The following is a 13,505-nucleotide window of genomic DNA, read 5'->3' as shown; positions in this document are numbered from 1 at the left end:
CAAATAAGGTGCAGGGTGATTCTTTATGGTGCAATACGCGAAATCAGGAAAATAAAGAGGGCGGGTAATTAAATAGAGGCGGCGGTTATTTGCCGACGATATAGAGCGCAAAGAGCATGGCACGATGCTTGCAGACTGCTTATCGTAAAACTAAGCCCGTTCGCAATAAGACAATATTTTATCAATGGTGACGCGATGAACCGATTTACCCTCAAACAGCTTAAGTATTTCGTGACGGTGGTGGAAACGGAGAGTATCGCCGAGGCTTCCCGCCAGCTACATATTGCCCAGCCGTCGATCTCCATTGCCATCAAAAATCTGGAAAGCACCTTCGACCAGCAGCTGTTTATTCGCCACCACGCGCAGGGCGTATCCCTGACCTCAAGCGGGCGGCGCTTCTACGATAAAGCCAAAGAGCTGCTGCGGCTATCGTATGAGTTTGAGCAGAACTCGCGGGCGGATAAAGAGCTGGTATCCGGGACCATTTCCGTCGGCTGCTTTGAATCCGTCGCGCCGCTGTATATGCCAAAACTGGTGGCGGGATTTAAAAAAATGTATCCCGAGATCACACTCCAGCTCTACGACGGTGAGCAACATGAGCTGATGCACGGCCTGCATCGCGGGCGTTTCGATCTGGCGCTGGTTTATGATCTTGAATTAGGGCATTCCATTCATAAAGAGCTGCTCAATGCCCCGCATAAACCCTATGCATTGCTGCCTGCATCTCATCCACTGGCACAGAAAAAAAGCGTCACGCTGCAGGAGTTAAGTCGTGAACCGATGATTTTGCTCGATGCGGTCCCCAGCAAAAACTATTTTGTCTCAATATTTAAAGAGAAAGGTTATCACCCGGAAGTGGCCTATAGTTCGCCCTCAATTGAAATGGTGCGCTGTATGGTCGGTCAGGGATTAGGCTTTTCGGTACTGGTTACCCGTCCGCTATGCGATACGACCTATGACGGTGAAAAGCTGGTGCAGTTGGATATTGCCGACGAGATGCCCGCATCGACATTAATTATGGCGCACCTTGCCAATAATGAACCCACGCGCCCGACGCAGCTTTTTATGGATTATTGTCGCAGCATGGAATTAACGCCGCATCAGCACGCGTAATGTAATTAACGCGGCCGCAAGCGTTATTTTCCCGCTGCGTTATCCAGCCTCGTAAATTTCTATTCAGACGATCGTTTTATAATAATTTACCATTTCATCACACTTACTTAACCTGAGTTCTGTCAATTCCGGCGGATAAGCCGGACAACCGTGCTTGAAGGACACAGACATGACAGAGCAGATTACAGAGATCGATACCCTGGTGGTGGGCGCGGGGCAGGCGGGCGTCGCGATGAGCGAGCATCTGACGCATCACGGCATTCCGCATCTGGTGCTGGAAAAAAAGCGCATCGCTGAGGCCTGGCGCAGCGGCCGCTGGGATTCGCTGGTGGCCAACGGCCCGGCCTGGCACGATCGGTTTCCCGGCATGACCTTTCCCGACTGCGACGCCGACAGCTTTGTCGCCAAAGAGCAGATTGCCGACTACTTCGCCGCGTATGCCAAATCCTTTAGTGCGCCGATCAAGACCGGCGTTGAGGTCTTTAGCGCAGAGCGCTTAAACGGCCGTCCGGGGTTTCGCGTGGAAACGTCACTGGGCGTGATTGAGGCGCAGCGTATTGTCGCCGCCACCGGGCCCTTCCAGCGCCCGGTGATACCGGCCATCGCGCCGCAGGATAGCGTAGTTGAGCAAATACATTCCGCGCACTATTTCAACCCGCAGCAGCTTGCGGAAGGCGGCGTGCTGGTGGTTGGCGCGGGATCGTCCGGCGTACAAATCGCCGAAGAACTCCGCCGGGCGGGGCGTGCGGTGTGGCTCTCCGTCGGCGCGCACGATCGCCCGCCGCGCCGCTACCGCCAGCGCGATTTTTGCTGGTGGCTGGGGGTATTAGGACTGTGGGATGCGGCGGCCAATCAGCCCGGTAAAGAACACGTGACGATTGCGGTCAGCGGCGCGCGCGGCGGTCATACCGTTGACTTTCGCCAACTGGCGCACCAGGGGATTACCCTGGTCGGGCAGACGCACGGCTTTACCGAGGGCAAAGCCGTATTCCGTGCCGATCTGGCGGACAACATTCGTCTCGGCGACGCCTCTTATCTGGCGCTGCTCGACGCTGCGGATGAGTATATCGCTCGCAACGGGCTATCGCTGCCGGAAGAGCCGGAAGCGCGCTTCTTCCTGCCCGACCCCGATTGCCTGACCCAGCCGCTTGCCGAACTCGACCTGGAAAAGGCGGGCGTGCGCAGCATTATCTGGGCCACCGGCTATACCACCGATTACCGATGGCTGAAGGTCAACGCCTTTAATGAACAGCAGCGCCCGCAGCACCATCGCGGCGTTTCCAGCGAACCGGGTGTCTATTTCCTTGGCCTGCCCTGGCTCTCCCGCCGTGGTTCAACCTTTATCTGGGGCGTCTGGCACGATGCGAAATACATCGCCGATCAGATTGCCATTCAGCGCCAGTATCAACACTACCAACCTTCCTGCTAACGCCTGATTTGAGGACGCAACCTATGCCTACCCATACCCGTATTCGGATGTTTAACACCAAAGAGACCTATCCCAATCAGACGCTCAATAACGATCTGTGCCAGGCGGTGCGCGCGGGAAATACCGTGTACGTTCGCGGCCAGGTGGGTACCGATTTTGACGGCAATTTGATCGGCCTGGGCGACCCGCGCGCCCAGGCGGAACAGGCGATGAAGAACGTTAAACAGCTGCTGGAAGAGGCTGGCAGCGATCTGACGCATATCGTGAAAACGACGACCTATCTGATCGACCCGCGCTACCGCGAACCGGTGTACCAGGAGGTGGGGAAATGGCTCAAAGGCGTGTTTCCCATTTCGACCGGCGTGGTGGTGTCGGCCCTCGCGCAGCCGCAGTGGCTGATGGAAATTGACGTCACGGCGGTGATCCCTGACGACTGGCATGCGCAGGAGGCACCATGACCCTTTCGATTTCCGCCCTGTGCCCGGAGTCGGGTCAACTGGGCATTGCGATTAGCTCATCCAGCATTGCCGTCGGCGCCCGCTGCCCGTGGCTGCTGGCAGGTGTTGGCGCGGTATCCAGCCAGAACATTACGCTGCCCGCGCTCGGACCGCAGATTCTTGCCGGGCTTGAGGCGGGGCTCACGCCGCAGCAGGCCCTGAAGCAGGCGCTGGGCGAAGACCGGTTTAGCGATTATCGCCAGGTGGCGGTCATCGACGCCAGCGGCGAGAGCGCAGTGTTCAGCGGTGAACATACGCTCGGCATCTGGCAGCTGGCGCAGGGCGAGAACTGCGTGGCGGCGGGGAATATGCTGGCCAACCCGCAGGTGATTACCGCCATGACGGCGGCGTTCGAAGCCGCCACCGGCGAACTGGCCAGCCGCCTGATTGCGGCTCTGCAGGCGGGTATCGATGCGGGCGGGGAAGCCGGGCCGGAGCACTCGGCGGCGCTTAAAGTCGTGGAGGATTACGCCTGGCCGGTGGTGGATTTACGCGTCGACTGGGCGGAAGAACGTCCGGTAGCAGCGCTGGAAGCGCTGTGGCTGGCCTACGAGCCGCAGATGGAAGCGTATATCACCCGTGCCCTTGACCCGCGCGAAGCGCCGACCTACGGGGTGCCGGGCGATGAATAACCGCGTGCGTGAGATCCTCGGCGCGCTGCTGGCGTTTGATACCACCAGCCGCGAGTCGAATCTGGCGCTGATTGCCTGGATCGGCGACTTTCTGCGCGCGCGCGGCGTAACGTCGCAGCTGTTTTATGACGACGAAGGGCGCAAGGCAAACCTCTATGCCCGCCTTGGGCCAACCGGCCCCGGCGGGGTGATGCTCTCCGGCCATACCGACGTGGTGCCGGTAGATGGTCAGGTGTGGACGGTGCCGCCGTTCGCCCTTACCGAACGCGACGGGCGCTACTACGGTCGCGGCAGCGCGGATATGAAAGGATTTATCGCCTGCGTGCTGGCGTCGCTGGAGGCGTTTCTGGCCGCGCCGCTGCGGATGCCGCTGCATCTGGCATTCTCTTATGATGAGGAAGTCGGCTGTCTGGGCGTGCGCAGCCTGGTGGATTTTCTCCGCGCCTCCGCCGATAAACCGGCGCTGTGTATTATCGGCGAGCCGACCGACATGCGCCCGGTCTATGGTCATAAAGGCAAGCTCGCGGTGCGCTGTCGCGTGGAAGGCCACGCCTGCCATTCGGCCTACGCCCCGCAAGGGGTTAACGCGATTAGCTATGCGGCGAAGCTGATTTACCAGCTGGATGGGCTGGGCGAAAGCTTTTCACGGCAGCAGGACCACCGGTTCTCGCCGCCGTCAGGCACGCTGCAGGTAGGGACGATCCATGGCGGCGCGGCGCTGAATATCGTCCCGCAATCCTGCTGGTTCGACTTTGAAATTCGCTATTTACCCGGCACGTGCCCGCAGGCCGTGACCGACGCCCTGGGCGATTATGCCCGCGAGCAGCTGCTTCCGGCGATGCGCAAGGTGGCGCAGCGCAGCGACATTCATTTCCAGACGCTGAGCCACTATCCGGGGCTGCTGAGCGACCCGCAGTCAGAGTTCGCCCGTTGGCTGGCGCAGTGGTGCGGCTGCGATGATTTCACCACCGTCGCCTACGGTACCGAAGGCGGCCTGTTTGACGAGGCAGGCGTCGCGACGCTGATCTGCGGGCCGGGCAGCATGGCGCAGGGCCACAAAGCGGACGAATATATCAGCATCCCCCAGACCGAACGCTGTATGGCGATGCTGGAAAACCTTTGCGCCTGGATGCGCGCCGATCCCTCCGATTCTCTTCACTGATTTATCAACACAGGATGGCGACTATGCAAAACCCGAACTCCCCGCTCATAGATCAACAGACCGTCGACCGCTGGCAGGCCGACGGCGTCGTACTGCTTAAAGGCGTGTTCACGCCGTGGATCGAGAGCCTGTCGTGCGGCGTCGCCGCGCTGATGGAGAACCCCAGCGAATATGGTCATGCGCGAACGGTGATCCCTGAGGACGGTTCGGCACCGTTCTTTCAGGACTATTGCAACTGGCAACGAATCCCGGAATTTCGCGATTTTGTTTTTCAGTCGCCGGCGGCGGAGATCGCCGCGGCGCTGATGGGGTCGCAGACGGCGAAGTTTTTCCACGAGCACACGCTGGTGAAACAGCCCGGCGGCAGTACGGTAACGCCATGGCACCACGATCAGCCCTATTACTGCGTGGAGGGGCGGCAGAATGTCAGCCTGTGGATCCCGCTCGATCCGGTAGCGGAGGCGATTTCGCTGCGCTGTATTCGCGGTTCCCATCGCTGGGACGAGGAGTTCAGCCCAACGCGGTTTAACGGTTCAAAGCTCTATTCCCACTCGCGTTTTAAAGAGCTGCCGGATATCGATGCCCATCAGGAGGATTACGATATTGTCAGCTGGGCGTTGGAGCCGGGCGATGCGGTCGCTTTCCATTTCCGCACGCTGCACGGCGCCAGGGGCAATTCAAGCGCCCGCGCGCGGCGGGTATTTTCTGCCCGTTGGGTCGGGGATGATGCGACATTCGCCGACCGCGGCGGCGTGACCTCGCCGCCGTTTCCGGGGCTTAAGCTGCGCGACGGCGAGCCCCTAATCGCCGATGAGTTTCCGCAGGTCTGGCCGCGGTAGCGGCGGCAGGGCGGGCGAGTACCCGCCCATCTTGCGACTAAATGGTTTACTCCCCTGACGGAGGGGATTGAAGCTTCTTGATATTTGTTTATGCACTTTGTCAGTCCCCATGCGTCACCTCTTTTATCTATTTTGAGATTATATCAGTAACATTCAATACCGCTGGCAGGGCGGTACTGTTGCTTCCGCGTTGGTCGCCGCTATGTATTTATGCAGTTTATGACGTCAGCCGATAGTGCGACTGCACCAGACCCGAAGGGAAGCTGCGGCTTGATAACAGCGTCAAATCGATATCCCTTGTCAGGGAACCGAACAGCGGTTTTCCCGCACCGAGCAGGACAGGAACGGTAGTGATAATCATATCGGCGACCAGACCTTCGCGCAGGAACGACTGTATTACCAGCCCGCCATCCTGATAGACGCGATGCGCGTTTTGCAACGCCAGGTCAGCAAGCACTTCCCCTGGCGTGCGGCTTGAGAGCTGCACTTTGCCCTTCAGCGCCTCGGGAATGGCGATATCGGATAGCTGTCGGGAGAGAACCAGCACGGGTCGATCGTAAGGCCATTGGTCAAAAGTCAGCGCCTTCTCATAGCTCCCTCGGCCCATAACGATCCAATCTTTGTCCGCGATGAATGCGGCATAGCCATGATCTTCTGTCGGGTCATCGCGCTGCAACAGCCAGTCGATATCGCCATCCTGTCGGGCGATATAACCATCAAGACTGACCGCGATAAAAACATGTGTAGTGACCATCAAGAGCTCCGTATTCAGCGTGTATTTATGCCGTTGGTTTTAAGGATGGACTTACTTCCTGCGAAAGGACATAAAATACCCCCTCACTCTTCGATTATTCGCTGTAGCAAAACAGAATCGACCATTCCTCGCCAACCCACAATGCCAACCTGCTTCATTTGCTTAATTTTAATTATGTTATGAGAGTGTTAATTTCACACGAAACTTCGTTGATAACGTTCTGAGACGTCAGGAGGCGCGGCTATAGTCTATCCAGCTCATGGACCGTACGTTCATTGACGATATTGCCCGTATTCAGCGTCGTTTTTGGCTCAAGTAAAACGACGCAGCACTCTTCAGTTAACGCTTCAGGACAATGCTCGGTTCCTTTCGGCACAATGATAAACTCACCCGCTTCAAGCACGATATCGCCCGTTCTTAACCCCATTCGCAAGCGGCCGCTGATAACAAGAAAAAGCTCATCCTCATGTTCATGATGATGCCAGTCAAACTTTCCGGCTAATTTAGCCAGTTTGACATACTCGTTATTAATTTCGCCGACAATTTTGGGGCTCCAGCATTCGCTGAATAGAGCAAAACTTTCTTTTAAATTAACTTTACGCACTCATCTTCTCCGTCACATATATAATCCAGATGGATTTATTTGGCATAAAAAAAGAACCGACAATGGGAGCGCGGCGCGCCACCGGAAGGTCGATATTCATTGCAAAAAAAACTCCGGCAGACCAAAGATAAATTGGCCGTAACATGGCCAGCTTTCTGGCGCTAACAACTGCTTCGCATTGCGGAAAAATACAGCGTAGGGAAGCCGGTGCTGTTGTTCGAAATAACAATACAGTCAGCCCGCATGCAGAACAATGGGTTTCCCGGTTACGGGCGGAATAATTTATCAATACAAAATCAATCGGCTGAATTTACTTCATTTTATTTATAAAAGAATTTTCCGCCTGGCTTTCAGGAGAGCGTTTTTGTTTCTTTAAGTGAACACATGCCCGCTCTTCGGCATTTTATCAGAGGGCGCCTGGCCAGATAATCACATGGAGGAGTTAACCTGGCTCGAGGTGACTCATCACCACCGTTGCGCTAATCGCCGTCTCCTTTGAGCTATATGTGTGCGCAACCTGCGCGGAGAAAGCGTAAAAATCCCCGGCTTCTAATGTGATGACTTCGTACTGACTAAAGCGCAGATGCAGGGTGCCGCTGTGAACCAGTATATGTTCATGCGACCCGTCTGAATGCCCGGGACTGTGGATGGTGACCTGCGGCTCCATTTGCAGCAACCATATCTCGGAGGTATTGCCGGGGCCGATGCGGAATTTCATCATTTGCGAATATTCGCCCGGCGCGGGACGATATTTATCAAAACAGGGATATATCCTGCTGCCGCCGCTCAGTAAATCGCCAACCGGTAAACGTAATGCTGTGGCGATAGCGTCCAGCGTATCGACACGGGGGCTGGAGGATCCTGACTCCAGTTTGGATAATGCCCCCTTTGAAACCCCTGACAATTTAGACAGGTCATTTAACGAAACCCCCCGTGACTGCCGCAGTCGTCTTATTTTATTACCGATATTTAATGACAACGCAGCAGGTTTATCGTGTCCTGAATCAGCCATTATTGCGACCCTCCCCGAGTGTGGTTTTCTCATATGAATAAATGCCCGCCCAGTTGTGATTGCGGTAAGGACATAACAATGCTGTCGCCGGCCTGATATATCATAGCTGCATCAACAGGCAGCAATTTATCACGCGCCCGCGATGCCTGGATACTCTATTTATCCATTCAGATGAACCACTTTGGGGTTTACAGGCTTCACGGGGGCCGTCTGGAAAACGGGAAATATTGCACCTCAAGTTAAATTTTAGCGCTCAGATGTTGATGGACTGCTTTGAACGATAAGCGGGCCTTCAATGATTTGTGTCAGACTCTCTGACGAGAATTCCAGTTGTCACGAGTAGTTTCCCGGATAGCGATGTTTGTCCTGGGATTTGAGTATTGGCGGCATCTTCCACGATGGTTTTAGATTCCGGCCAGGTAAGTGGCCGGAAGTCTCGCTTAACCCCTTTCCGAATACACTTTCAGCATGGCAAGGAGCGCCCGTCGTGCCGCATCGTCCGCGATATTTTCCGGCAGCGCATCAGCGCGCAGATTGATATAAGCATCAACCGCCTTTCTGATGGCGATGCTGACGGAGTCACGATCGTGCGTGGCCAGCGTGGAGGTCAGCAGGCCTTCAGGATCGATATTGTGACATTCAATGCGGCGAACCCCACGTTGCGGTAGATTGGCGCGACGGTACAGCATCGGTCCCAGCACTTGCTCACGGAAGAATGACAGCATACCAATCGCTTCGAAAAGTTCGCCCCTTCCCAGTTTAACCACCGCATAATGAAGCCAGATCCAGGCTCGGGACTCAAACCACTCCGGCGTCATGTCAGGCCAGTGGGCACTAAATTTTGCCAGCTGTCGCTCCAGGGCATGGCGATCGCGAGAAAATAACACCACCGGCTCCTCAACACGTTGAGTGAGCATGTCCAGGGTGACAAATTTCAGATCGACATGGAGGAGTTCAGGGCCATACAGGCATATCAGCAGGCGAGGCTCTCCGACATGTTCCCCGGTGAACGCATGCAGTAGGTTGCCTGGTGTTTCGGCGAACGCCACACGCTGCGCCATGATTTCATCATAGTAGAGAGGGTCTACTACAATGACAAAATCCAAATCGGAGTATTTATCAAATCCGCCATGAATAAGCGAGCCGCCCGCGAGCAGGGAGTGAATCCGGGCGTCAGACTGAACGTTAAGCTTGATTTGCTCTGCAAAACTTCTATGTAAATCGGGTAACGCATTAAGCATACTTTTTCCTGTTCACAAAAAATACAAAGCATTACAGAATATCGAGTTCGGTATATTCGGGCCAGATATTTTTGAAGGACGCATCGTTTCCTCATTTAGTCTCGTGTCCACTATGGGGGGAGAGCCTGAGCCACGTAGCCCGATCCTCCGCTACGCCTGCCGTCAGGGCTTTTCAGGCAGGATGGAAACGCTGGCGGATAATCCCGCCACCAGCTCAATCCCTTCCGGAATTTTGTCTAGCTGGATACGGACAGGGACTCGCTGCGCAAGCCGCACCCAGCTGAAGGTGGGATTGACATCCGGCAGCCCCAGCCCGCCCGTCTCGTCATTGTTATCGTCGATCCCCCGGCCGATACTTTCCACATGCCCGGTGATGAGCGGGTCAAACCCCATCAGCGAAATGTGCGCAGCGCTGCCGACGCGGATATGATGCAGCTTGGTCTCTTCAAAATAGCCCACCACCCAGAAACTGTGCGCATCGACAATGGCGACCCTGGTCTCTCCCGCCGTGGCATAGTCGCCGGGGCGAAGCCGAAGATGCGTGACGTAGCCGGCAACCGGTGCGCGCACAGTCGCATGGGATAAATTCAGCTGCGCCAGTTCCAGCGCAGCCTGCGCCCCCTGGTAATTGGCCGCCGCGACGCGCGCTGCGCTGCCTGTTTGCTGGATGTCCTCGCCGGAAATGACTCCTTTGATGAGCGCGCGTCGCCGGGCCGCATCCTGGCGCATCACCATCTCATGACGCTTTGCCTCGACGTCGGCCTGCGCGCTGAGCACCGCCAGCTTTAGCCAACGCGGGTCGATGGCGTAAAGTACATCGCCACGGTTAACCCACTGATTATCCCGCACCGCCACGCTGCTCACCGGCCCGGAAACGTCCGGCGCAATCTGCACCACATCTGCCCGCACGCGGCCATCGCGCGTCCATGGCGTCTGCGCATACTGTTTCCAGAAAATAAACGCCACGAAAGCCGCCACCGCTACTGCGATTAACGTCAGCGCGTAACGGCCGAGCAAAGAGAATAAAGATTTCATGCGAATAACCCCAGTGTGGTCAGGCCCTGCAAAAGCAGGAAAAAGGTCACGATATAGGTTGAGACATCAAGCAACGGGCGTAAGGGCAGGCGGCGGTAAAGCCTGCTGACAGAGAAAAGCGGCACGAGTAACAGCGTACAGACCAGGGCAATGAGTGCGGTTAGCAGCAGGCCGGGGATAAAAACCCCGCCGATATTGATGTCATTGATCATGCGTCGGTTCCTCGTTTTGCGCTCGTAACGCACAGTGCAGATCGACCAGACTGTCGACAAGCTGGCGTGAATGTTCATCCGTCGTGGGCAAGCAGCTGTCCGCCATGGCGGCAATGCGCTCGCGTAAGGCTTCGGTCTCCGTTGTGTGGGTAAGACGATAAAGCACCTCGTGGATATCGCTGCCGGCGGGCGTTTCGCAGCGGCGCAGGCGCATCACGCAGAGACCTATGCGCAGAAAGTGCACCAGGCGATCGAGCGCCCGTGCGGAGGATTGCCCGCTGCGCGGCAAGCGTGGCAGCAGCAGGGCGACCCGGTCGATCATCAGATTGGTCCAGTGCGTTTCATCGCCTCTAAACGCGCCGTTCACGCTGCGACGAATATCGCGTTGGCACAGTTTCAGCAGACGGTTTATCGCCGCGTCCGCCTGCACGGTTTGCAGCAGACTCATGCCGATAACCGCAAAGCCGGTTGCCAAAAACAGGGCGATAGCGGTGTTGGCCGCGTCGGCGAAGTCCCCGCTGTAGCGCGCGCCCAACTCGCAGAGCACAGGCAGCGTCAGGGTGATCCCCATCGCCATAAAGGTGGTGGGGGCGCGCGCCTGCAGCGATCCGGCAAGCAGATAGACTGGGGCAAGTACCGCCACCAGCACGGGGAAATCGCCGATCGGGGGAAGCAGGGCGAAGCTATAGATCAGGCTTATTATTACGCCCCAGACCGAGCCGATAATGTATTTCACAATATGCGGGGCCGGGGTGTCGAAACTGCCAAACAGCGTGCAGCAAACCCCCAGAATCGACACCGCCGTGCCGCCATCCGGCCAGGCGGAATAAATCCATGCCAGACAGCCGCTCAGGATGATGACAAACGCGCCCAGCGCCGTTCGGGCGGCACTGAGGGGATCGCGATGGAATACATATCCTTTCGCCGTACGGTCTTCCGCCTGCATTGTCGCGGGTCTGGCGTGATGGATGGCCTCTGAAAGCCGTTCGCACTGCTGCAGGAGGGCAATCGACTCAGCGATGTAGCGTAAGAAATTCACCTGCAGCGCATCCTCAAAGGTCAGCGTCTGCGCGGCGTATCGCTGTGCTAACTGTGCGCTGCTCTGTTGCAGCGTTTTCGCGGTGTTTTTGCGTTTTCCGCTATCGCCGCAATTCAGCCAGGCCTGAACGTCATCCAGCAGCGTCCGCGTATCGGCGGGCATCTGCGCGATCGCCTGCAAACGGTCGCGTAATTCACCGTTGACAATGACTAACCGCGCCAGCCGGTCATGGAGCGCTTTCCTGGCCTGGCGGACCGGCACCGAAAGAGCGAAATCATATGGGATGTGGTGGCTGATACCCTGCAGGAACTGCAGCGCCAGCGCCAGGTGCAGCGGTTCTGACTGCGCATCGGACTTGCCTGCCAGCGTGTCGGCAATCCGCTGTCGCGCGGCGTCAAGCGTTTGCGCTAATTTGCTGTTGAACAATCCTGATATCCGGGTAGGCAGAATGTAGCGGTGGATCAGCGCGGCGCAGGCGATGCCAATCACGATCTCCTGTACCCGGATGATGGCGATGTTAAACACCGTGCCGGGATCGGCGACGGCGGGAAAACCAATCAGACTTGCGGTATAACCGGCCAGCACAAAGGCATAGGCGCGGGGTGTGCGTTCAAGTAGTGACAAATAGAGGCAGAAGGTGATCCAGCCTGTCAGCATCACGCTGCATAAAATCGGCGTATTCACAAACGTGGGCACAATCAATACCGTGGCCCCCGCGCCGGCCACGGTACCCGCCAGGCGATAGAGGCTCCTGCTCAGGGAGGCGCCTACCGAAGTTTGCGACACGATATAGACGGTGATGATCGCCCACGAGGGCCGTTCAAGGCCAATCGCCAGGGCGAGGTAATACGCGAGCATCGCGGCGGCAAAACTCCTGATCGAATAGAGCAGGGCATGGGCATCGCTCAGCAGCGCGGGCGTGGCCATGCGACCTGACCAACGGCTTATCGCGTGCAAAAGAGGGCTGTGATGGAAAGATAATTTGCTCATGGCGGGAATTATTCCCGCTTTGCGTAGGTCCTTAAATACTCTATTCTGTCAAAAAATACCTAAATGTTGCCAATAAAATGCCATCCAGACTCGCCCATACCCTGTTTGATCCCGATAGCACGTCGAACCCGGCCGTCGCGCGGCATATTGATTTCGTTGATTATGCGGCAGAAGTGCCGGTTCATACCCACCGCAAAGGCCAGCTGATCGTTGCCCTCTATGGGGCGGTGATTTGTCGCGCGGAAAACGATATCTGGATAGTGCCGCCAGACTGCGCGGTGTGGATCCCCGGCGGGATCCCGCACAGTGCCAAAGCGACATGGAATGCGCATCTCAACTATTTGTTTATTGAACCCGGCGCCGCCGCGCTGCCGGAGAAATGCTGCACCCTGGCGATTTCACCGCTGATTAAAGAGCTCGTCGACCGCCTAACGACTGAGGAGGTTGATTATCCGGCGGAGAGCCATGTCGGCCGATTGATCAGAGTGACGCTTGATGAACTTGCCGCCATGCCGCAGCAGAAATTAAGCCTGCCGGTTTCGGCGCACCCTAAGATCCGCGCTATGGCGGATGCGCTGGTCAGCCACCCGGAGGATCGCAGCACCTTTAAAGTCTGGGCGAAACGGCTGGCGCTCAGCGAGCGCTCATTAGCCCGCCTGATGCTGCGCGAAACCGGGCTGACCTTTGGGCGATGGCGTCAGCAGCTGCATTTGATTATTGCCCTTCGGGAGCTGGCAAGCGGGGTATCGGTGCAAAACGTGGCGGCTAATCTGGGCTATGAGTCGGTAAACGCGTTTATCACTATGTTCAGAAAAACGATGGGCAGCACGCCCGCGCACTATTTTGCCGGTCGAAGAACGGCGGAGCCCGCAGTGACGCCTGGCCTTGATAAGGTGTGAGGTGAAGCTGGCAGTATGCCGCCAGCCAAACTGTTCGGGGCAGAGAC

At 56.9% G+C, this 13,505-nt stretch carries 14 protein-coding genes and 1 pseudogene; 7 read left to right on the top strand and 8 right to left on the bottom strand.

Annotated features, from left to right (window positions below; translation table 11 throughout):
• The first annotated feature begins 195 nt into the window (after window positions 1–195).
• From EGY08_RS02095 to EGY08_RS02070, 6 genes are all read left to right on the top strand, one after another.
• Window positions 196–1,113 carry a LysR family transcriptional regulator gene (locus EGY08_RS02095; RefSeq protein ID WP_004121046.1) on the top strand — a complete coding sequence of 306 codons (918 nt, stop codon included), beginning with the start codon at window positions 196–198 and terminating at the stop codon, window positions 1,111–1,113.
• A gap of 169 nt (window positions 1,114–1,282) precedes the next feature.
• Complete coding sequence (locus tag EGY08_RS02090) at window positions 1,283–2,542, top strand: flavin-containing monooxygenase (protein WP_004121044.1); 1,260 nt, start codon at window positions 1,283–1,285, stop codon at window positions 2,540–2,542.
• 23 nt (window positions 2,543–2,565) lie between these two features.
• On the top strand, window positions 2,566–3,000 hold the full coding sequence (locus tag EGY08_RS02085; protein ID WP_004139129.1) for a RidA family protein: 435 nt from the start codon (window positions 2,566–2,568) through the stop codon (window positions 2,998–3,000).
• Window positions 2,997–3,671, top strand: a complete 675-nt coding sequence (locus EGY08_RS02080; RefSeq protein WP_049114498.1) for a DUF1028 domain-containing protein — start codon at window positions 2,997–2,999, stop codon at window positions 3,669–3,671. The genes EGY08_RS02085 and EGY08_RS02080 overlap by 4 nt, the downstream gene beginning before the upstream one ends.
• Window positions 3,664–4,833, top strand: a complete 1,170-nt coding sequence (gene argE / locus EGY08_RS02075; RefSeq protein ID WP_123828130.1) for an acetylornithine deacetylase — start codon at window positions 3,664–3,666, stop codon at window positions 4,831–4,833. Before EGY08_RS02080 ends, argE begins: the two co-directional genes overlap by 8 nt.
• A 23-nt stretch (window positions 4,834–4,856) precedes the next feature.
• Window positions 4,857–5,672 (top strand): phytanoyl-CoA dioxygenase family protein, encoded by an 816-nt coding sequence (locus EGY08_RS02070; protein ID WP_123828129.1) that lies wholly within the window; start codon window positions 4,857–4,859, stop codon window positions 5,670–5,672.
• A 217-nt stretch (window positions 5,673–5,889) separates the two neighbouring features.
• Here the strand turns inward: EGY08_RS02070 and EGY08_RS02065 are convergent, their stop codons facing one another.
• From EGY08_RS02065 to EGY08_RS02035, 8 genes and pseudogenes are all read right to left on the bottom strand, one after another.
• Window positions 5,890–6,426 (bottom strand): dihydrofolate reductase family protein, encoded by a 537-nt coding sequence (locus tag EGY08_RS02065; protein WP_123828128.1) that lies wholly within the window; start codon window positions 6,424–6,426, stop codon window positions 5,890–5,892.
• 86 nt (window positions 6,427–6,512) lie between these two features.
• Window positions 6,513–6,584, bottom strand: a pseudogene (locus EGY08_RS30960) (hypothetical protein); the annotation flags it as partial.
• 83 nt (window positions 6,585–6,667) lie between these two features.
• Window positions 6,668–7,030 (bottom strand): cupin domain-containing protein, encoded by a 363-nt coding sequence (locus EGY08_RS02060; RefSeq protein ID WP_004121031.1) that lies wholly within the window; start codon window positions 7,028–7,030, stop codon window positions 6,668–6,670.
• A 442-nt stretch (window positions 7,031–7,472) separates the two neighbouring features.
• Window positions 7,473–8,042 (bottom strand): XRE family transcriptional regulator, encoded by a 570-nt coding sequence (locus EGY08_RS02055; RefSeq protein ID WP_004121027.1) that lies wholly within the window; start codon window positions 8,040–8,042, stop codon window positions 7,473–7,475.
• Between the two features lie 440 nt (window positions 8,043–8,482).
• Window positions 8,483–9,283, bottom strand: a complete 801-nt coding sequence (locus tag EGY08_RS02050) for a hypothetical protein (protein WP_049114494.1) — start codon at window positions 9,281–9,283, stop codon at window positions 8,483–8,485.
• Between the two features lie 162 nt (window positions 9,284–9,445).
• The gene (locus EGY08_RS02045) at window positions 9,446–10,318 is read right to left on the bottom strand and encodes an HlyD family secretion protein (RefSeq protein WP_087829520.1); all 873 of its coding nucleotides are present in this window, start codon (window positions 10,316–10,318) and stop codon (window positions 9,446–9,448) included.
• A complete protein-coding gene (locus EGY08_RS02040; RefSeq protein ID WP_004121021.1) occupies window positions 10,315–10,530 on the bottom strand; it encodes a DUF1656 domain-containing protein in 216 nt (71 codons plus the stop codon). Before EGY08_RS02040 ends, EGY08_RS02045 begins: the two co-directional genes overlap by 4 nt.
• A complete protein-coding gene (locus EGY08_RS02035) occupies window positions 10,520–12,559 on the bottom strand; it encodes an FUSC family protein (RefSeq protein ID WP_123828127.1) in 2,040 nt (679 codons plus the stop codon). Before EGY08_RS02035 ends, EGY08_RS02040 begins: the two co-directional genes overlap by 11 nt.
• 77 nt (window positions 12,560–12,636) lie before the next feature.
• Between EGY08_RS02035 and EGY08_RS02030 the strand changes: the two genes are divergently transcribed.
• Window positions 12,637–13,458 carry an AraC family transcriptional regulator gene (locus tag EGY08_RS02030; protein ID WP_004121019.1) on the top strand — a complete coding sequence of 274 codons (822 nt, stop codon included), beginning with the start codon at window positions 12,637–12,639 and terminating at the stop codon, window positions 13,456–13,458.
• The last annotated feature ends 47 nt before the right edge of the window (window positions 13,459–13,505 follow it).

Source organism: Klebsiella sp. FDAARGOS_511 (assembly GCF_003812845.1).
GTDB lineage: Bacteria > Pseudomonadota > Gammaproteobacteria > Enterobacterales > Enterobacteriaceae > Klebsiella > Klebsiella grimontii.
The sequence above is the reverse complement of the archived record's forward strand: the minus strand, read 5'-3'. Positions and strand labels throughout refer to the sequence as shown.

Coding starts and splice junctions, on each gene's coding strand:
- EGY08_RS02030 (WP_004121019.1), top strand. CDS start 12,637: ATGCCATCCAGACTCGCCCATACCCTGTTTGATCCCGATAGCACGTCG.
- EGY08_RS02090 (WP_004121044.1), top strand. CDS start 1,283: ATGACAGAGCAGATTACAGAGATCGATACCCTGGTGGTGGGCGCGGGG.
- EGY08_RS02065 (WP_123828128.1), bottom strand. CDS start 6,426: ATGGTCACTACACATGTTTTTATCGCGGTCAGTCTTGATGGTTATATC.
- EGY08_RS02055 (WP_004121027.1), bottom strand. CDS start 8,042: ATGGCTGATTCAGGACACGATAAACCTGCTGCGTTGTCATTAAATATC.
- EGY08_RS02040 (WP_004121021.1), bottom strand. CDS start 10,530: ATGATCAATGACATCAATATCGGCGGGGTTTTTATCCCCGGCCTGCTG.
- EGY08_RS02035 (WP_123828127.1), bottom strand. CDS start 12,559: ATGAGCAAATTATCTTTCCATCACAGCCCTCTTTTGCACGCGATAAGC.
- EGY08_RS02080 (WP_049114498.1), top strand. CDS start 2,997: ATGACCCTTTCGATTTCCGCCCTGTGCCCGGAGTCGGGTCAACTGGGC.
- EGY08_RS02085 (WP_004139129.1), top strand. CDS start 2,566: ATGCCTACCCATACCCGTATTCGGATGTTTAACACCAAAGAGACCTAT.
- EGY08_RS02070 (WP_123828129.1), top strand. CDS start 4,857: ATGCAAAACCCGAACTCCCCGCTCATAGATCAACAGACCGTCGACCGC.
- EGY08_RS02095 (WP_004121046.1), top strand. CDS start 196: ATGAACCGATTTACCCTCAAACAGCTTAAGTATTTCGTGACGGTGGTG.
- EGY08_RS02045 (WP_087829520.1), bottom strand. CDS start 10,318: ATGAAATCTTTATTCTCTTTGCTCGGCCGTTACGCGCTGACGTTAATC.
- EGY08_RS02050 (WP_049114494.1), bottom strand. CDS start 9,283: ATGCTTAATGCGTTACCCGATTTACATAGAAGTTTTGCAGAGCAAATC.
- argE (WP_123828130.1), top strand. CDS start 3,664: ATGAATAACCGCGTGCGTGAGATCCTCGGCGCGCTGCTGGCGTTTGAT.